The organism is Methylomonas albis (genome assembly GCF_014850955.1).
GTDB classification, from domain to species: Bacteria; Pseudomonadota; Gammaproteobacteria; order Methylococcales; family Methylomonadaceae; genus Methylomonas; species Methylomonas albis.
Window position 1 is genome coordinate 1885697 of sequence record NZ_JACXSS010000001.1, and the last position, 18888, is coordinate 1904584.

At 49.0% G+C, this 18888-nt stretch carries 14 protein-coding genes; 6 read left to right on the top strand and 8 right to left on the bottom strand.

Annotated features, from left to right (window positions below):
• Positions 1-13: 13 nt before the first annotated feature.
• A complete protein-coding gene (locus EBA_RS08695) occupies positions 14-1981 on the bottom strand; it encodes a TonB-dependent receptor plug domain-containing protein (protein WP_192374349.1) in 1968 nt (655 codons plus the stop codon).
• Between the two features lie 30 nt (positions 1982-2011).
• Between EBA_RS08695 and EBA_RS08700 the strand changes: the two genes are divergently transcribed.
• Positions 2012-2194: a hypothetical protein gene (locus tag EBA_RS08700; protein WP_192374351.1), complete on the top strand. Its 183-nt coding sequence runs from the start codon at positions 2012-2014 to the stop codon at positions 2192-2194.
• A 109-nt stretch (positions 2195-2303) separates the two neighbouring features.
• On the opposite strand, the gene EBA_RS08705 is transcribed toward EBA_RS08700, so the two are convergent.
• From EBA_RS08705 to EBA_RS08720, 4 genes are all read right to left on the bottom strand, one after another.
• Positions 2304-3308 (bottom strand): hypothetical protein, encoded by a 1005-nt coding sequence (locus EBA_RS08705; RefSeq protein WP_192374352.1) that lies wholly within the window; start codon positions 3306-3308, stop codon positions 2304-2306.
• A 631-nt stretch (positions 3309-3939) separates the two neighbouring features.
• A complete protein-coding gene (gene tnpC / locus EBA_RS08710; RefSeq protein WP_192373085.1) occupies positions 3940-5535 on the bottom strand; it encodes an IS66 family transposase in 1596 nt (531 codons plus the stop codon).
• Positions 5536-5571: 36 nt separating this feature from the next.
• Positions 5572-5922, bottom strand: coding sequence for an IS66 family insertion sequence element accessory protein TnpB (tnpB, locus tag EBA_RS08715; protein ID WP_192373083.1), 351 nt, complete (start codon positions 5920-5922; stop codon positions 5572-5574).
• Positions 5898-6314, bottom strand: a complete 417-nt coding sequence (locus tag EBA_RS08720) for a transposase (protein ID WP_192373081.1) — start codon at positions 6312-6314, stop codon at positions 5898-5900. The genes tnpB and EBA_RS08720 overlap by 25 nt, the downstream gene beginning before the upstream one ends.
• 71 nt (positions 6315-6385) lie before the next feature.
• Between EBA_RS08720 and EBA_RS08725 the strand changes: the two genes are divergently transcribed.
• On the top strand, positions 6386-6688 hold the full coding sequence (locus tag EBA_RS08725) for a hypothetical protein (RefSeq protein ID WP_192374354.1): 303 nt from the start codon (positions 6386-6388) through the stop codon (positions 6686-6688).
• Between the two features lie 121 nt (positions 6689-6809).
• On the opposite strand, the gene EBA_RS08730 is transcribed toward EBA_RS08725, so the two are convergent.
• The 3 genes from EBA_RS08730 to EBA_RS08740 form a co-directional block, all read right to left on the bottom strand.
• Positions 6810-8039: an IS256 family transposase gene (locus tag EBA_RS08730; RefSeq protein WP_192374356.1), complete on the bottom strand. Its 1230-nt coding sequence runs from the start codon at positions 8037-8039 to the stop codon at positions 6810-6812.
• A 45-nt stretch (positions 8040-8084) separates the two neighbouring features.
• Positions 8085-8561 (bottom strand): hypothetical protein, encoded by a 477-nt coding sequence (locus EBA_RS08735; protein ID WP_192374358.1) that lies wholly within the window; start codon positions 8559-8561, stop codon positions 8085-8087.
• 359 nt (positions 8562-8920) lie between these two features.
• Positions 8921-12004 (bottom strand): SIR2 family protein, encoded by a 3084-nt coding sequence (locus tag EBA_RS08740; protein ID WP_192374360.1) that lies wholly within the window; start codon positions 12002-12004, stop codon positions 8921-8923.
• A gap of 1201 nt (positions 12005-13205) precedes the next feature.
• On the opposite strand from EBA_RS08740, the gene EBA_RS08745 reads away from it, so the two are divergent.
• From EBA_RS08745 to EBA_RS08760, 4 genes are all read left to right on the top strand, one after another.
• The gene (locus EBA_RS08745; RefSeq protein ID WP_192374362.1) at positions 13206-13550 is read left to right on the top strand and encodes a nucleotidyltransferase family protein; all 345 of its coding nucleotides are present in this window, start codon (positions 13206-13208) and stop codon (positions 13548-13550) included.
• Positions 13547-13951 carry a HEPN domain-containing protein gene (locus EBA_RS08750; protein ID WP_192374364.1) on the top strand — a complete coding sequence of 135 codons (405 nt, stop codon included), beginning with the start codon at positions 13547-13549 and terminating at the stop codon, positions 13949-13951. Before EBA_RS08745 ends, EBA_RS08750 begins: the two co-directional genes overlap by 4 nt.
• A 173-nt stretch (positions 13952-14124) precedes the next feature.
• Positions 14125-18018, top strand: coding sequence for an ATP-dependent RNA helicase HrpA (gene hrpA / locus EBA_RS08755; RefSeq protein WP_192374366.1), 3894 nt, complete (start codon positions 14125-14127; stop codon positions 18016-18018).
• Between the two features lie 42 nt (positions 18019-18060).
• Entirely contained in the window at positions 18061-18756 is a 696-nt protein-coding gene (locus EBA_RS08760) for a rhomboid family intramembrane serine protease (protein ID WP_192374367.1), read from the top strand.
• Positions 18757-18888: the final 132 nt, after the last annotated feature.

Genomic DNA, 18888 nt, shown 5'->3' on the forward strand with positions numbered 1-18888 from the left:
GACATCGGCCCTTTCAAAACGTCAACTGTAGTTTTAAGCGAAATTCCCGACCGTTCATTTGTAGCAGGTCGAGTCGGTCGCTGTTGATCAGCATTTCATAATGGCTGTCGAACAGGTTATAAACCCCGAAAGACACGTCCAGGCCACGCATCAAGCGATCCGTGGTCAAATTCATGTTGACCAGATTGTAGGCGTCGGCTTTGCCGCCCTGAAAGGTCTTACGGTCGCCAATATAAATGTTCTCGATACCGAGCTTTGCAAAATCGTCGAACAAAGGCTCAGCATAGTGTAATTTGAAAATATTTTGCGGCGAACCGTAAGCCCACACGCCGTGTCTGGCTTCGTTGGTAAACAAACTATAGGTGTAGGATGCCTTGAACATTCTGCCGTTGTCCCAGCGTTTTTCCGCTTCCCATTCCGCACCATAGGCATGGTACTTGCCGACGTTATCCAGCAATGCGGTATCGGGGTTGGCTTTCAGTAGCTTTGTGATGTCGTTGTAAAACAAAGAAACCAGTGCTTTTAAGCCGGCATTGGAATGCCACTCGGCAATTGCTTCGTAGCTTTTGATTTGCTCTTCTCGGAGCTCTGGGCTGACGCCGTAATAATAGTTGTTGTAATCCAGGTTCCAGGCATGAGGTGCGCGAAACGTTGAGCTGTATAACAGCTTGAAGGTGGTGTTTTCCAGCGGGTTCCATATCAAACCCAGGCGCGGATTAAGTTGCAGACGTTTGAGCATGTGGGTCTGATCTAGGCGTAGCCCGGCGCTGAAGACCAGATTGTCCAGCAACTGAATGTCGTCTTGGGTATACAGTTCGACGCGGTGGCCGCTGAGGTCGCTGTCTTGGTAAACTTGATAAGGTTGGGTAACATAGCCAAATTGGCGTTGGGTTTGATCGTATTGATATTCCAAGCCGAAAAGTAGTCTATGTCCGTCGAATACGCTAGTTGTTAGTTGTGCTTCGCCGCCCAACCAGCGGCCACTGGTTTGGTCGTGATAAATATAATTACCGGCGTCATTGAACGGGTCTTCGGCCATGTAATCGTAGCCCTGGTAAAACCCCTTAGCCAAAAACGAGGTTTTCGCACTCAGAGCTTTTTGATATTTCAGGTTGCTGAAAAACTGTCGGTCGTAAGTATGGGCAGTGGGGTCGTTGAAAACAGCGCCGTAAGCCGCAGTCGGCACGCGCTTGTATCGATCAACAAAACCGCCGCTGAGGGTGAATTCTTCGAATTGCATCCGCCCGAACAAACGATCCGCGCGCTCGGTATCCATATTGTGCGCGATGCCGTTGTTAGTGCTGGGGTCGTCGAAACTCGGGAAATAGAGATTTTCCACGCCCTTGGTATCGTAATGCGACGCCGAAACCAGCACGTCGGCGCCGTTGTCAAACTGTTTGCCGTAGCTAATGCGGCCCTTATAAGTATCGAAACTGCCCACTTCACCGGCGATTTGCGCGCCATTGACGGCTTTACCTTTTTTGGTCACTACATTGATCAAGCCCAAAAACGCGTTGGCGCCGTAAATAGTGGAGCCGGAACCGGGAATAAATTCGATGCGCTCAACCAAATCCATGTCCAGCATGAATTCCTGGCCGATATTGCCGGAGTCGAAGATGTTTTCGTTCATGCGTTGGCCGTCGATCATGAACAATACGCGGGAATTGTAGTCTCCGGACTGAATGAAGCCGCGCACGCCAACAAAGCTATAGTTGCGATCATTGCTGGTAAACAAGCCGCGCATGCTGTTCAACGCCTCCGCCAGCGTGCGCCAGCCGAAGGTTCTTATGTCGCTTGCGGTTAAAATGGAAACCGAGCTAGGGGCTTGACTGGCTTTTTGACCCAGTCTGGATGCGCTAATGATTTCCACATTCAGCAACTGCTCGATAGACAGATTGGTTAAATCTTCCGAAGCCTTGCCGACTGCTTGTGCGCTAGCCAACGGCATCAAGAAAATACCTAGGACGATCAGCGCCCGCATTGAAAGTCTTGTCGAATGGATAGCGGGGACATGGATAATGATAAAACTCGGCTTGGTGCGTACGAACTGTCGATCAACGCGGAAAAGAAAAACGATTATTTTACAATAGATTATTGTTGTTCAAGCTACTTAGATTTTAATTCTGGGGTTTTTGGACTCGATGTTGATTTACCTAAGCATTGGCGTTATCCCATTGCCAGGGATTATCTGTGAATGGAAGGCTTGATTGAGGCGATTAGAGATTGGTGATTGGATTGGGAAACTGTGACTCCTGAGAGCAGGGTTCCCAAGCCGGGGCTTGGGAACCAGGTGAATCAGTTCATTAAGGAGGCGAAACGGGCGTTAGTAGGAAAGCGTGGGTCTTACCGGCGGGATTGATACCTACGCCGACGATTTGTCCGGCATCGCTGATACCGTTGGCGATTCTCAGGCTCCAGCCGGGGTTGTTGGGGATTAAGGTATCCAGGTAAACAACGCTATTTTCGGCCTTAGAGTAAATCACCGCGCGGAAAGTGCTTGCTAGTGCGAAAGACGCAACATAACTACCGTAGTTTCCTCCACCGACCGCAATCCCGGCGTTGTTAATGTCCTTAAACGATTGATTGGTTTGCGGATTCGTAAATCCCGTTTCAGTGGAAAAGTAGGAAGAAGCCGAGGCGAACGCGCTTAAACCGACCGCTTCGCCTTCGTCATTCATAGCGGTCAGCTCCGCAAAGCGCCCGTCCCCTAAAACGGATTCGCCGGTGTTCGTTACCAAGTACATTGACATGGAGTCCCCGTACAAAACTTCATCGCGGTTATTCAATCCGACCACGGTAAGTGGGAAGCAGCCCGCGTTTGTAGCGATATACTCGATTTGTCCGTTGCTCCAGTAAAAAATGCCGATTTCTCCGGCGCCGGCAATATTACCCCTGTCATTTATTTTGATTGTCTGGCCCAGAAAAGGTGCGGGGATGACAGGGATGTTGAGGTCCAGCGCTTCCCAGTTGCCGGCGGCGTCTTGTTTCCACAGCAGATAGTTCGGGCCGGCTCCCCGACCCACCAATTGCCGGCGGTTATTAATGCTAGTGGCCCGCCCCTGGCCTAGATCGCTTAACGTTTGTCCCCGCATACGGGCAAAGGCATGATCCAGTCCGTCGGCCCCTTTGCTGAAGCCTACAATATCGCCTCTGTCGTTAATGTCGAAGGCGTAACTGTAGTCGTTGACCCCACCAGGATCGAGGCTACCAAGATCGATGATGGTGTATTGGTCGAAAGCGGCAGAAGCGACACCCGACACTGTGAGACTCAGAAGCACTAGTAAAGAAAGATTGCTTGGATATTTCATTTATGACTCCTTGTTTAAGAACAAATCCAATTGACTTTAGAGGAAATTCGTTTCGCTAAGCCTCGATAGAAAGGTATAGCAATTTGTCTTAAGCAAATATGGCGCCCCAAATCTTATTTTATTGAAATCAATAAGCTTTCTCCATGGCGAAGCCGGGAGTGGTCAATCCGAATGCGTCAATTCACGCAACTTGCTGCGCTAATCAGGCAAATCCCCGTGTCTTTTTTGCTAAAGGCTTTTCCACGAATAGGGATAGAGTCAATACAATCTCTTATAAGGCTGTCCGGCCAAAACGGCTTTCCATCGCGATGACGCCTATTCCTAGTATCCAAACTCCAGCTTGGATACCAATCTTGGAAGCTCTTGCTTCCCATCCAATAGAGAAAGCTAGAGCTTTCAAGGTTCAGTTACCACACTGGAGAGCTTAGAATCTTGTCGGTGGTAGGTTGGTCCTAGTCGTGATCGCGCGTTTCAGTTTAAGTCGGCGCATCTGTAGCTTCTCAACGCGAGAATCGTTATCTAGGCAATGTATTCCAGCTTTTGCCATAACCGCAAGACTCAGCGTTTTGCGCGCAAGCCAATTAGAGTTGTGCGGTAAGCGCTTATTAAACACCACCCTTGACTGAGTTTATTAACGTATGACAGAGGGTGTGAGTTGCCAAGGTAACAGGGCTTCAAAATCTTCTGCCGTTTTTGCCAAAGGCAGTTGCCGGAACACGGCAATCAAATAACCATAAGGCTCAATGCTATTGGCTTTGCAGGTTTCGATGAGCGAATAAAGACTGGCGCTGGCTTGTGCGCCACCCACCGTGTCGCTGAACAACCAGTTGCGACGGCCAATCACAAAGGGGCGAATCGCATTTTCGCAGGCGTTATTATCAATCGGCCAGCGGCCGTTCTCGACAAAACGGATCAGTTTTGGCCATTGGGCTGACAGGTAATGCAGTGCTTTGCCCAGTAAACTGTTAGGCATCACGCCATGCAGGTGTTGTAGCAGCAGTGTTTCGATATTGGCCAGGATCTCGCGACTGTGCGTTTGCCTGAATTGCAGACGTTGTTCGGGACTGGCGTCTTTGGTCCGTGATTCAATGGCGTACAACTGGCCAATCGCGGTGATAAAGCGTGTCGCTAGTGGCTCAGACACTCGGGCTGGTTTGGGCTGCGCGGCTTCGGCTTCGACGAAATAGCGTCGGGCATGCGCCCAACACCCTAAGTGAATCAGGCCGTGACCGGCAGCCAAACCGTTATAGACCTCATAACCATCGCTCATCAGAACGCTGCCGGGTTTGATGCCTTCGTATAAGGGTTGCGCCTGGCTACGACCACGCCCCGGGGTATAGCTGAACAAGCGGATCGGAGGCCCAGAATCGGTCATCTGCACCCACAAATAGCTCTTGGTCTGTGCTGCGCGCCCCGGTTCTTTGAGCACTTGCACCACGGTCTCATCACCGTGAATGACATCCGCTTCCAGTAGTCGATCCCGCAACAGATTAATCAAAGGTTGCAACGCATGTCCTACGCGCACCACACTCGCAGCCAGCGTACTGCGGGATAAATCACCGCCAAAACGGCTCAACAGCGCGGCTTGCCGGTATAACGGCAGGCCGTCCTGATATTTACCGGTAATGACCCAGGCCAGTGCCGCCTCGGTGAGCAAGCCTTTCGGAATAATCCGCACTGGTGCCGGGGTGACCCGGATACTGTCATCACAGCAGGGGCAGGCATATTTGATGCGTTGATGCTGTATCACCCGCACTTGTTGTGGAATGATGTCCAGCTGTTCACTGATTTCGGCACCGATTTCCACCAATGGGCTGCCATCATGCGCGCATACCCGTTCCGACTCTGGCAATTCATGACGGACAATCTCGCGAGGCAGATAAGGATCCAGCGGCTTGCGACCGCGTTTCTTGCGGCTATGGGGGGCGATCTGGACTTCAGTATCGGGAATGCTTTCTTCAGCCACCGGCTGTCCGGTGGGCGCCAACGCTTCGGCTTCGTTGATGAACAAGTCGCGCTGAGCAGGATTAGCTCGGGCTTCAGATTTGGCAGCAAACAGCTGCCGTAAAAAGGCATCGACCCGCTGCTTGAGCAGATCACGCTCGACGGTGACTACACGTAGTTGTTGGGTGAGCATATGCACCAACTGCTGGTCAGCTAACCACGACTGCCGCTCGGCCAATAAGGCCGCATATTCGTCAGATGTCAGCGTGATAGTCGTCGTCATAAGTGCCTATTTTACAAGGTTTTTGACGACGAAACCTCAGCTAATTTGGCTGTAGCTTCGGGCGGAATGTGGGCGCATGGCGGCCAGATCAATGCCCTCTAATAGCCAATGGAGTTGTTCCACGCTCAGCACCATCAGCGCCTCCTGCTTCGGCCAACGGAACCGGTCAGCCTCCAGGCGTTTAATCATTAACCAGAAGCCGTTGCGATCCCAGGCCAGTAACTTGATCCGATCACGGCGGCGATTGCTAAACACAAACACCGCCGACTCAAACGGGTTGAGGCTGAGTCCCTGTTCGACCAGCAGCGCCAGACCATTGATTGCTTTACGGCCGTCCACCGGCTCACGGTACAGATAAACCTTTAACCCCGGGTCGAAGCGGAACATGGCAAGTGGGCCAAGGTGTTTAATAGCGGTGATAGCTCAGCCAGGTCAATGGCCTGGAGCGTCATCTGCACACCGTTCACTAGGGTAATGGACAGCATCGCTTCGCACGTCTGAGACTTAATAACCGGTGTCAGCACCGGCACAAAAGCCGGTAGTGGCGGCACTAACTCATCGGCTTGGGTGTCACGCGCAGCGGCCTGATAGTGATTGATCCACTTTCGTAGTAGGTTAGCATTGATGCCATGCTCCAGCGCTTTGCGTGCAATCGACACACCCGGCTGCAAGCAACTCTGAACCAGCTCTTGTTTAGCGATCGGATCATAGCGGCATCGGCCATCACAGCGGTGACCGATGACTAACCGCCTGGATAACGCACTCTTTGTCTCTAGCATGTAGGTGTCCACTTAGTCGAAGGTGGACACCATCTTCGACTCTTTCAGTTATCGATGACAGACGTAGTTACATGAGCGCTTACGTTGTGCGCAAGGCTTTTCCGGATTCGCGCAAGCTTATTTGCCTTGCGAGCAAGGCTTTTTTCCTTGCGCGCAAACCATTGAAGCTGGCGCGCAAGTCAAAGAACTTTGCGGTTTGGCCTCAATGCCTTGCGCTTAAGCCATTTAGACTTGCGTTTATTGCAAATCGCCTTGCCCGCGAAGCGATTTACCTTGCGGGCAAGGCTTTGAGAGTGGCGAGCAACTCTAATAAGCTTGCGGCTTTAGCGGGAAGGCTTGCGCGCTATGCTTTTATCTATTCCGCCAAGGGATAAAGCTTAATCGCTAAGCCGGAAAGCCTTGCCGGGCAGTCATTATGCTTATCTTGTTTAGCTGGTGGGTTGGGTGGCATGGGTTTTTGGGGGGTATCCCGAATTTTGTGTAAACGGGTTTAAGTTATCGGTTAGGGATTCGGTCTTCGAACTGAATACTAAACCGGTTTAATGCGGCTTTCCAGTCATAGACGGGCATGGTCCACTTTTGGCTGATATTCTTCAATGCCAGATAGAGCAACTTGGATAATGCGTCATCGCTGGGGAAGATCGCGCGATTTTTTATGATTTTTCTCAGGCTTCGGTTCACCGATTCGATGGTATTAGTGGTGTAGATCACCTTGCGAATCTCGGGCGGATAGTCGAAAAACGGGATGATACGGTCCCAGTTTCGTCGCCAGATCGGGGCAATGGTGGGATAGGCTTCGTGCCAGTTGGCCTCGAATTCGGCCAGTTTTTGTTCGGCTTCCCTGACGGTAGCGGCTTGATAGATACGCTTGAGGTCGTCGGCGACCGACTGGCGCCTTTTGTAGCTGACGTAGTTAAGGCTGTTACGGACCAAGTGCACGATGCACAACTGCACAGTGGCTTTGGGAAACACGGTTTCGATCGCTTCCGGAAACCCCTTTAGACCGTCGACACAGGCGATAAAAACGTCGTTGACGCCACGGTTCTTGAGCTCGGTGACCACTTGCAGCCAAAATTTGGCGCCTTCGCTTTGGGCAATCCACAGCCCCAGCACCTCTTTGTGGCCGTCCAGATTGACACCAATAGCCAGATAGACCGCCTTGATCCGCACACTGCCACTGTCCCGCACTTTGGTGTGTAGGCAGTCGAGGTAGACGATGGGGTAAATCGGATCCAGCGGACGGGTTTGCCAGGCGCTCACCTCCTCAAGGACCGCGTCGGTCACCGAGGAAATCAAGGTGGGCGACACCTCCGTGTGATAGATCTCCAATAGATGGGCCTGGATTTCCCGTACCGTCAGGCCGCGGGCGTACAACGAGATGATCTTGTCGTCGAAGCCCGTCCAGCGCCGTTGATGCTTGGCGATAATCTGGGGTTCGAATTCGCCATGACGGTCACGGGGAATCTCGATGGGTAAGTCGCCGAAGTCGCCTTTGAGCGTTTTCCGGCTCTTGCCGTTACGGGCATTGCTATTGGCGTTGGTCACCGCCTCATGCTTGCCGTGGCCCAAATGCGCGGTCATTTCCGCTTCCAGGGCGCGTTCGACAATGGCTTTGGTCAACTGCTTTAACAGTCCATTGGCACCGATCAGGTCTTCGGGTGTTTGATAGTTCGACATTAAGGCATCGAGTAATTCATCAGGAATGGCTTTGGGTGATACGGTCATTTTTTCATCCTCATCAGGATCGGTAGTTTCCTACCTCATGGCCGTTTACACAAAAATTCTTACACCCTCGGGTTTTGCCTTGGCGCCGCGATTAAACCGAACAGACATCGCCTGCCGCAGCGTTTCCAAGCCCGCGCCCTTGCCGGCGATTTTCAACGAGGCGTAAGCATCCAGGCTAAAACTATAAATATCGCTGCCCAGCGCCATATCGGTATCTTCGCCTCTGCTCATTAAATCACGCAGGCGGTGTAGGCGAGGGCGGAGTTTGTCGAGCGTCACCAAATCGGCTTGCGCTTCGACGACATCGAGACCGGGCGGAATGGCATGAGTGTTTTGGGTGGCCACCGTCAGCGTCTGCCGGCAGAACGCTTCGGTTTTATCACCCATCTTCAGGATAGTGCGGCGCTCTTCGGGTGATAAAACGAGGAAGCCGGCGAAGCGGTCTTCCAATGTTTTCAGGGCGGCGTCTATGTCCGTCAGATCATTGTCGGAAAGGGTTAAAGAAATCAGATTTTGACTCATGTTTATCTCCTTTTTTGGCGTTACTGATATTGCGGATGGCGGGGTGTGGTCCGCAGAAGAAAAGCGTAGGCTATTTTTGCAGAAGCGCGTTACTTTATTTGCTAGGTATTGGCGGCGTTTTGATTGATTCTGGTTTCCAAGCTTTGGCTTGTAATCGGCGGCAGTCGGCCATAAGGGGACGGTCAGAAAATCAAGTTAAAGCCAATTATGAGCCCCATAGCAGTCGTTCAATTTTCGTTCTGATCAAGTACCGCCGGTCGCTTAGTTGTGAACAAACACGAGATGAGTATTTGTATGTTTACAATGTGGCATTTCTTAATATCGATCAAGACGTTCACTTTTTATCTTTAGGGAAATATTTAACTTTTAATCCACTGTTGAAATCTATTTTCAAGACGCCATTGCGGCATCTCCATTATAGATTCCATTTTTGGATTACTTTCAATTAGCGAATTGAGTTGAGATTCCGTCATATCTGCTCTTTGTGGAATGAATCCATTCCACATAACATGGGCAGCACGTAGAAACATAAGGCTATCTTCTACATGACCTAGTTTTTGAAGGGCTTGCCCCACCCATAAACGTATATACCCCCGATTTAGAACATCTTCTCTTGCCTGTTCAAGCAATTGTGCAGATTTTTTATAGCAACTCATAGCATTAGCAATTTCGTCTTTAAAATAATAGCATCGACCAATATTGCCATAGAATACTCCACCTCGATGAGTATCTAGTTCGGTTGGATCAAGAATTTCATCTTCATTGTGTTGACCTATGAAAAACTGAAGAGCTTCGTCTATATTACCGTTATCACGACGTGCCAAGGCTAGATTATGTGAGCAGTCAAAATCAATATCTACGTTTGTCGCATTTTTTAAATTAACCCCTTGTTCGCCATAAAATATTGCTTGCTCGAAATCACCTTCAAACCAATAACGGTAACATTTAGTGTCACAAAGATTAATAAATTGAGAGCCTGTGCCTTCAATTGAGTCAGCATAACGATTAATGTAGGAGTCAGCTCTTTCGAAATCGCCTAATGCGATTAAAGCATTAACAGAACTTGACCATAAACGATCAAACTTTGGATATTTCGCGACTGTTAAAGTCCAATTAACTTCATCAAAGACACGAATTGAAAGGCGAATATATTCTTCAAGTTGACCACTATCTATTAGTGACGAACCAATTTCGACAAGGGAGTCAATTGCTGCTTCAAACTTACCACCGTTTAGGCTCACATCAATTTTATGAGTCCATAACTCCAACATGTCAGTTGGAAAACTTGACTTAAATCGCTCACGCAAGACTAATATTTGCTTATCAAACAGATGAATGATTCTTAAAATAAATTTTTCTCGCTCTTGGCGTGGAAAATTTGTTCGTACATATCTACGGATAAGAGGATGCAGGTCAAGCACTTCTATTCCATTGTTCTGTTGACGAGGTTCAACCAAACCTAAATTTTTAAGAACTTTTAATGCTTTTGTAAACTGGTTATAGTTGAGTCCAAAGTCAATTTCGCTGACTTCTTTTTCAGGAAGAGGCCGTTCTATCTCCGCAATTGTTCTAAGCACTTCTTTTTGTTTGTCATTTAACGAATTCCATATCGACTGTATAGTCCTTTCTGGGAGTTCTCCTTTGCCAGAAATGATTTCGTTAATTATATTATTGACACTTATTTTTTGTTGGCGACATCTTGATGCAATGAGCGTTATCCAAAAAGGATGACCCTCGGTTACATTTATCAATGAAATAAAGTCATCCTCATGAATTGACGAATCGCTCTTTTGCTCAAAAAGAACTCTTACATCTTGATCACTAAGCCCTTTAAGTGGGATAGATATTGTTTTTTCAGACTCGAACTTCAAAAGAGGTCTTGCTGTAAATACTAACTGAGTCCGTAATTTTTTTGGTTGAATTGCTTCGAGTAAAAACTTTAAAGCGCCTAAAGGATTGCCTGTATTGAGGTCAATATACTTATCAACATTATCGAAAACAATCAATCCGTCCCTAGATTCGAAAAGTTGAGACAGCTCTTGAGCTAAGTTATCAATACTTAATTCTTTTAAAGTAATTATAGAATCTTCTGTTCCAATGAGTGAACATGCAGTCTTTAGTAAAATATTGTGAAGCGTGTCATTTTGTTCTCGACAATCTCTCCATTCAATAAACTGAAAATTACCCTGTCCTTGACAGTTTAAAGCATAGTAAGCGGCAAGGCTTGATTTTCCTTGACCACCGATTCCACCGATTGCGACTAATTTGTTTTGTCCGTCAGTCAGATGTTCTAACTCAGCACTACGACCTACCAAATCGGTAACGCTGGGTATTGAGTCACTATGAAACTCTTCTATATTTTTTTCACGAATTAGCGAGGAATACAGTCCATGATCTACTTGTTTAATTAACGGGCTAGACGCTATTTTATCTTGCGATAGATGAATGGATTGAGATTGTTTCAAACCCAATTCACCTGTTAAGTCAGAAAATAACTGGTGACAATCAACGCCTTTGTATAAATTTAAACGACCACTGTCTAATCCAGCTGAAAATAAATTGAATTGAGAAGCATTTTGCGCCATAAGATCAGCATCATTCTCTCCATAGTATGTCCACAATATTTCAGGTCTTGCTGCATCTTCACTTACAATTTCAATCAAGGTTCTTGTGAATACATCATCCCATCCACTATATGCTATCGGTACTACAATGCTATTTCGTAGTAAATCTGATAAAGAGGCCTTCAATTTGGGGCGTGGTTGATTTAATTGTCGGGGAGTATGTAGTGTATCCACCCCACGCCAATATCCATGTAAATGTATTATGTGGCATCCGTCTCCTTGTACTTGATTTAGACTTCCATCTTTGCTGAGGATTGATCTGTAACAAGACCCACCGAGGTTTTGTATCGCTAAAGTAAGCAAAGGATCAAAATTGGTTGTTAATTGTACTTGTCCAAAAACATCTGGGTATTTGACACAAAGGGAGGCCAAATCTTGTAAACAATTTGGTATGAACCAGGCCTTTTTATTTTTTTCCAATTGTTCAGCATAATCTTCAGGAGCATTAGATATTCTTAGTTCATCCATCAACTTAGTTGAATCGTGACACGAACCAACTACTGCAGCCCTAATTAAATCGTTGACTGCATCTTGACCACGACAGCCTATTAAATAATTTACCGCAATTTGATAAGCATTTCCTGATGACTGTTCTAATTGATCTCTTAGCGACTTAAGAGCGGTTTTATCCTCACTAAACTCTTTTTCGATCAGTTCAACCATGCCATCAACGTTTGCAATGCCTGGACTACCATCATAAGGTGCTGAAACAGGAGCTCCAAGGAGAAAAACAATTCGCTTAGAGTTACGTTTCGTAGCATTAGATAAACGGTTTACAAGCACTTCATACGGATAAAATGTGATATGTTGATTTTGCATATAGAAAATTTTTTGAATCCAGATGTGTTAAGGAACCTCTGATTAATTCGTTGGCATGAATTTCATGACTAATTAAATCAATGACTTGTGCATTGGCTTTTCTTGAAAAACTGAATTAATCAGAGGTTCCTTAATAGTTTTGCGCTTGCTAAAACTTTATTAAAGGTTATATATTGCAATGTTACTTTTAAATATAACCGCTAATGTCTACGTAGACCGCTCTGGTTAATGATAACGTAATCGGAGGAGTTGGCTAAATATGTGTGATTACGCAAGCTAATCGCACCTACATTTTGAAGGACAGCTTATTTGCCATTTGTTGTCTCTGCAAATTAAATCTTATTTGGCAGCTTAGGGTCGCTATGGATAGCTATCCATAGCGACCCCAATGTATAGTGCCCAACTATGTATAGCAGTGATCTATTTCGACTGGCAACCCGCGCGCAGCCAGAGATGACTACCAGTACGCTATGCATAGTTTTGACGCTTGTCGAAACCGTATCAATTTCTCACCAACCGGATAACAACCATCATTCGTATTGATATACGGCGACAGCCAACTAATGAGGCGCGAAACATCAACATAGTGTCCCAATTAGCTCTCAGGAGGCCAGATTAAAATTGATTGGTAGGCAAATTTCATTAAAGTATCTTAAGGCGAGTGAATTTCACCTTCAGAACAACAGCAAAACTATGTAAAGCTTATTGACTGATGGTTGGCTCAAGTGTCAGAGAAACCAAGTTTTGCCGTCGATAGTAATTTACAGCTATACATAGTTGGGCACTATACATAGGGGTCGATTGCTACAATTTGCTACATCCAAAAGCCGTCATTCGCTAATGGCGTAATCTTATCGGATTCGGTGGCTGGTAAGAGGAAATATTCGATTTCTTGGATTTAATCTTGGTAGGTTTAGGCGAAGGGTGGATTTTTCTAAGTAGACACAGTGCGAATTTCGATCGAAACTCCGCTTACTCCGATACAAAGCCACTCAAACATTGAATGCCGGACGTTGGATCAAACGATAGGCGCGTAGCGGAGCTGCGCCGGGCCCGTGATCCAGCTTGTTGATTTTACAGGGCGTGGCAGCGAGTCTATTTTAGGTGTGGGTGTAAGCCTACATTAAGCAAAAATTCCGATTCGCTAAGCGTCGGCAAATAGTAAGATACTGATTGGTTTTTTAGCGCATTATCTTTACCTATGCCTCCACGTCCAATAGACCCCAACACCTTAGCGGCTGCGCGGCTATTTATCCGTCGAACGGCTGGCCGGTTCCGTTTAGTCGGAGCGTTGCTGTTCGGCAGTCGGGCGCGTGGTGATTATCAGGCGCAAAGCGACACCGACGTGGCGGTGTTGTTATCCGGGGCGCCCGGTCCATTCCTAGAAACCAAGCTGGCTTTGGCGGACATTGCTTACGATGTATTGCTGGAAACTGGAGTGTTGATCCAGCCCCTGCCTATTTGGCAATCCGAATGGGATTGCCCGGAAAGCTCCGCGCATCCGCACTTATTGGAAAATGTGAAACGCGACGGTGTGCCGTTATGAATGCCTGCGAGTGGTTGCAAAAGGCCGAACGGGCGTTGGCATCGGCGCGCTTGCTGTTGGCCGATGGCGATAGCGAGGGGGCTTGCAACCGGGCGTATTATGCGATGTTCGAATCCGCGCAAGCGGCTTTGTCGGTCAGCGGCCGGATGATTGGCGCCGAGGCTAGCCGCACTCACAACGGCCTGATCACGCTGTTCAGTTTGCATTTGGTTAAGCCGGGCGTGATAGCGGTAGAACTTGGGCGGTCACTGAATCGTGTCCAAGAAATTCGTTTGTTGGCCGATTACACTGGCGATGCGATTGATCTCAAACAAGCTGCGGACGCCGTCGCGCAAGCCGAATGTTTTGTACGCGGTATGCAAGAGTATGTCGCAAAACTTGACGGCTCGGAGTCAGGTTGATCCGGGCTGTGAAGTTTTAACATCCGTTCGCCTTGAGCTTGTCGAAAGGCTGCTTGCGCTTCGATAAGCTCAGCACGAACGGTTGAGACATTTGAAGGCAGGATCAATAAGCCAAATATAAAACCGCCCCGTCTGCCCTTATAATGCCGGGCTTTTACCAGATTCTCCGCCCCATGTCCCTCCAAGACACCCTGAAACAACTCGCCAAAAATCTTCAAACCTGCATGGGTACCGACCGCCACGGCTTGAAGCGGCAGTTGGACCGCTTACGGAGCGAGGCGAGTAAGGGCAGGGATGTGACCGGACAAGTGCAGCAAGTGGCTGATAAGATCGAGCGTTCGATGGGGCGTTGCCATCAGCGCCGCGCTTCCGTGCCGGTGATTAATTACCCGGATTTACCGGTCAGCGGCAAGAAGGATGAGATTGCCGATTTAATCCTCAACAATCAAGTCACCATCGTCTGCGGCGAGACCGGCTCCGGCAAGACCACACAGTTGCCGAAGATTTGTCTGGAAATCGGGCGCGGCTTAACCGGTTTGATCGGCCACACCCAACCAAGGCGGATTGCCGCCCGTACCGTCGCTGACCGCATCGCCGAGGAACTGGGCCAGCCTATCGGACAGGCGGTGGGTTACAAGGTGCGTTTTCACGACCAGACTCATCCCAATTCTCTGGTTAAACTGATGACCGACGGCATCCTGCTGGCCGAGTCGCAGAACGATCCTTATTTAAATCAATACGACACTATCATCATCGACGAGGCGCACGAGCGCAGCCTGAATATCGATTTTTTAATGGGCTATCTGCGCTGGCTGTTGCCGAAGCGGCCGGATTTGAAGGTGGTGATTACTTCCGCGACCATCGATCCGGAGCGTTTTGCCAAACATTTTAATGATGCGCCGATTGTGAATGTGTCCGGCCGCACTTATCCGGTGGATGTGCGTTATCGGCCTATCGAGTTAATCGAAGAAGACGACGAAACTTCGGCGGATTTGCAGCAAGCCATCCTGGATGCGGTGGACGAGTTGTATCGGGATATGCGGGGCGACATTCTGATTTTCTTGAGCGGTGAGCATGAGATACGCGAGACCACCGAATCGCTGCGCAAGTCGCACAATAATACCCGCTATGAGGTGTTGCCGCTGTATTCCAAACTCAGCGTTAGCGAGCAGGAGCGGGTATTCAAACCCAGCGGTAACAAGCCGCGCATCGTGCTGGCTACCAACGTGGCGGAAACGTCCTTGACCGTGCCGGGCATCCGTTGCGTGATCGATTCCGGCCATGTCCGCATCAGCCGTTACAGCCATAAAAGCAAGATTCAGCGTTTGCCTATCGAGCGCATCTCGCAAGCCAGCGCCAATCAGAGGGCAGGGCGCTGTGGCCGGGTGGCGGAAGGTATCTGTATCAGGTTGTATTCCAAAGAGGATTACCTGGCGCGGCCGGAGTTTACCGAGCCGGAGATTCTAAGAACCAATCTGTCGTCGGTGATTTTGCAGATGGCGGCTTTGAAGTTGGGCGACATCGAAGATTTTCCGTTCGTGGAGCCGCCGGACGACAAGATGATCCGCGACGGCAAGAATGCGCTGTTTGAGGTGGATGCGCTGGATAAGGCCGGCCAGCTGACCGATACAGGGCGACAACTGGCAAAGATTCCCACTGACCCCAAGCTGGCGCGGATGCTGTTGGCGGCGGCTGAGCTGGGCTCGCTGCATGAGGTGGCGATTATTGTGTCGGCATTAAGCATTCAGGACCCGCGTGATAAGCCAGCGGATAAAATGCCGCAGGCAGAAGCGAAGCATGCGCAGTTCAAGGCCGAGGATTCCGACTTTTTGAGTTTGCTGAATCTTTGGAATGCTTTTGAAGAGCAGAAGAAGCATCTGACCAACAGTAAACTGCGCAAGTATTGCCAGGATAATTTCTTGTCCTACATCCGCATGCGTGAATGGCATGACATTCACACTCAGATCATGCAGGTTGCGCGTGGTGATTTGGGCTTGAAGACCAGCGGCAATCCGGCCAATTACGAACAGATTCATATGGCGTTGTTGCCGGGCTTGTTATCGAATATCGGTTTTAGACACGAGCAATACGAATATCTGGGTGCGCGGGGTTTGAAGTTTTTCATCTTTCCGGGTTCCGGTCAGCATAAAGCCAAGCCGAAGTGGATCATGGCCGCCGAGCAAGTGGAAACCAGTAAGGTCTACGCCCGTACCGTCGCCAAGGTCGAGCCGGAATGGATAGAGGGCGCTGCCCAACATTTGGTCAAACGCAATTACTACGACCCGCATTGGGAGAAAAACGCCGGCCGCAGCGGGGTTTATGAGCGCACGCTATTGTTCGGTTTGACCTTGCAGGCCAAGCGCAAAGTACCTTACGAAAATGTGGATGCCAAAGCGGCGCGGGAGATGTTCATTCGCCATGCGCTGGTGAATCATGATTATCACAGCAATGCGCCGTTTTTTAAGGCCAACGAAACTTTGTTGGAAGAGGTGGGTTATATCCAGCACAAAGGCCGCCGCGTCGACTTGGTGGAAGACGAGGAATGGCTGTATCAGTTTTACGATAAAAAACTGCCGGCCGAGGTGGTGAGCGGCATTACCCTGGATCAATGGCGGAAGAAGGTCGAACGCGAAAACCCGAAGATTTTGTTTTTAACCAAAGAAGATCTGACCCGCAGCGACGAGAATCAGATTAACGATTGGGATTTTCCTGACAGTAAAAAAATCGGCGACTTAACCATCGAATTGCATTATCGCTTTGAACCTGGCCATGACGAAGATGGGGTGACGGCGATCGTACCTGTGCATCAGCTCAATCAAATCCGCCAAGCGCCTTTCGATTGGCTGGTTCCGGGCATGCTGGAAGAAAAAGTCACGGCGTTGATTAAGGCGTTACCTAAGCATTTGCGCAAGCACTTCGTGCCGGTGCCGAATACCGCCAAGGCTTGTCTGGAAATCGAGCCGGATTTTAAAGGCTCGTTGTTCGAGTGGTTGAGCGGGCGCTTGCGCAAACTGACCGGCGAGTCGATACCACTCAACGAATGGCAACCGGACGCCTTGCCGGATCATTTGAAGATGAATTTCCGGATTGTCGATGATCATGGCCGAGCCTTGGGCTATGGTCGCAATCTGGCCAAGCTGCAAGCCGATTATGCCACCAAGGCTGGCGACAGTTTCGACAAGCTGGCGCAAGAGGAAATGAATCACACCGGTTGTATCGCCTGGGCGTTTGACGACTTGCCGGAGACTTGGCAGTTTATGCAGAAAGGCCAGACCTTTATCGGTTTTCCGGCTATTGTCGATGAAGGCGAAACCGTGGGGGTCAAGATACTCGATACCCAGCATAAGGCTGATTTGGCGCATTTCGATGGTTTGACTAAGTTATTTCGGCTGCAGTGTCGGAAGGACGCGCAATACTTGTTAAAAAACAGCGGCGTTGTGGCTGCCTTGCAATTAGCCTATAACCAGTTGCCCAAACATCCTCTGTTGCAGGAGCGCTTAGGCGGCGATTTTAAGGAAGATCTACTATTCTTAGTCTTCAATAGCGTGTTTGTGGTGGATGCGACGATCCGCAGTCAAGCGCAGTTCGAGGCGACGCTGGCGGCTAAAAAATCGATGCTGGTCACGGTCGGCAATCAAGTGGGCAAGCATGTCACGGAAATCATGGCAAACTATCAGACGGTCAGACAACGGCTGAAACAGCCCGGTGTCAGTGCAAGTTTACGAGAGGATCTGGAAAAGCAGTTAAGCCTGATGCTATTTAACGGCTTTTTGCGCTACACGCCCTTGGTGCAGGTGCAAGCGATTCCGCGTTATTTAAAAGCGATAGAGTGTCGCTTGGATAAGCAAAAGCCCGATTCGGCTGATATTCAAGGTTTACACAGACTGTCGCAACGCTTTTGGCAAGCAGTCGAAAAGCAAATGAAAACCATGGTGCCGACGCCGGAACGCGATGTCTTTCGCTGGAGTTTGGAGGAGTTGCGGGTGTCCTTGTTCGCACAGCAATTAAAAACCGCTTTTCCGGTGTCGGTGCAGCGCCTGGAAAAGACTTGGAACGAAAAGTTTTAAACAGCCTCTGACTCGTGTGCTCACTAAACTAGGAAGCCTAAGATGATACCCATTCGAGATTCGATACCTTGCAACATCAAGCCTTATGTGACCTGGGGCATCATCGCTATTTGTATAGTGGTGTACGTGGCGATGTTGTTTATGCCGGACGAGGTGGGCCAACATTTTGTCTATATGTACGGCATGGTGCCGATTCGCTATTCCAACCCGGATTGGGCTTATAGCTTTGGTTTGCCGCCGGATCATTATCTGTCGTTTTTCACCAGTTTGTTCCTGCACGGCGGTTTCCTGCATCTGTTGATGAACATGGTGTTTTTATGGATATTCGCGGACAACATCGAAGACTTGATGGGGCATAAGCGTTTTGTGATGTTTTACGTATTGTGCGGCCTGTTGGCAACCTATGCCCAATGGTATTTCTATCCGAAGATGGCGGTGCCGGTGGTGGGTGCCTCGGGGGCCATTGCCGGGGTGTTGGGGGCGTATTTTTTCCGCTTTCCGCAGGCTACGGTGGTGATACTGGTGCCTATCCTGTTTTACCCCTTATTTTTCCATGTGCCGGCGATAGCCTTTTTGGGGTTTTGGGTGATTATCCAGATCGGCGACGTGCTCACGGCGACCTTTTTAGATAATGTGGCGGTGGATTCGGCATGGTGGGCGCATTTGGGCGGTTTCGCCGCCGGGGCGCTGTTACATCCGTTTTTTATCGAGAAGAAACACGAAGAATACCAATTCTAGCCTGATGCTTACTCGCCTAAGCCGCATTTAGCCGGCAAAAAAGCAAGAAACAAGTAGGGCTTTTATTTTATAATGCCGCCAGTTGGCTAACGGCTAAAAAGGCAACGAAAATCAAGGCCGTTGCCTGTGTTT

Coding starts and splice junctions, on each gene's coding strand:
- EBA_RS08725 (WP_192374354.1), top strand. CDS start 6,386: ATGAGCGCTTACGTTGTGCGCAAGGCTTTTCCGGATTCGCGCAAGCTT.
- EBA_RS08730 (WP_192374356.1), bottom strand. CDS start 8,039: ATGACCGTATCACCCAAAGCCATTCCTGATGAATTACTCGATGCCTTA.
- EBA_RS08705 (WP_192374352.1), bottom strand. CDS start 3,308: ATGAAATATCCAAGCAATCTTTCTTTACTAGTGCTTCTGAGTCTCACA.
- EBA_RS08720 (WP_192373081.1), bottom strand. CDS start 6,314: ATGCTAGAGACAAAGAGTGCGTTATCCAGGCGGTTAGTCATCGGTCAC.
- hrpA (WP_192374366.1), top strand. CDS start 14,125: ATGTCCCTCCAAGACACCCTGAAACAACTCGCCAAAAATCTTCAAACC.
- tnpC (WP_192373085.1), bottom strand. CDS start 5,535: ATGACGACGACTATCACGCTGACATCTGACGAATATGCGGCCTTATTG.
- EBA_RS08760 (WP_192374367.1), top strand. CDS start 18,061: ATGATACCCATTCGAGATTCGATACCTTGCAACATCAAGCCTTATGTG.
- EBA_RS08745 (WP_192374362.1), top strand. CDS start 13,206: ATGCCTCCACGTCCAATAGACCCCAACACCTTAGCGGCTGCGCGGCTA.
- EBA_RS08695 (WP_192374349.1), bottom strand. CDS start 1,981: ATGCGGGCGCTGATCGTCCTAGGTATTTTCTTGATGCCGTTGGCTAGC.
- tnpB (WP_192373083.1), bottom strand. CDS start 5,922: ATGTTCCGCTTCGACCCGGGGTTAAAGGTTTATCTGTACCGTGAGCCG.
- EBA_RS08750 (WP_192374364.1), top strand. CDS start 13,547: ATGAATGCCTGCGAGTGGTTGCAAAAGGCCGAACGGGCGTTGGCATCG.
- EBA_RS08700 (WP_192374351.1), top strand. CDS start 2,012: ATGGATAATGATAAAACTCGGCTTGGTGCGTACGAACTGTCGATCAAC.
- EBA_RS08735 (WP_192374358.1), bottom strand. CDS start 8,561: ATGAGTCAAAATCTGATTTCTTTAACCCTTTCCGACAATGATCTGACG.
- EBA_RS08740 (WP_192374360.1), bottom strand. CDS start 12,004: ATGCAAAATCAACATATCACATTTTATCCGTATGAAGTGCTTGTAAAC.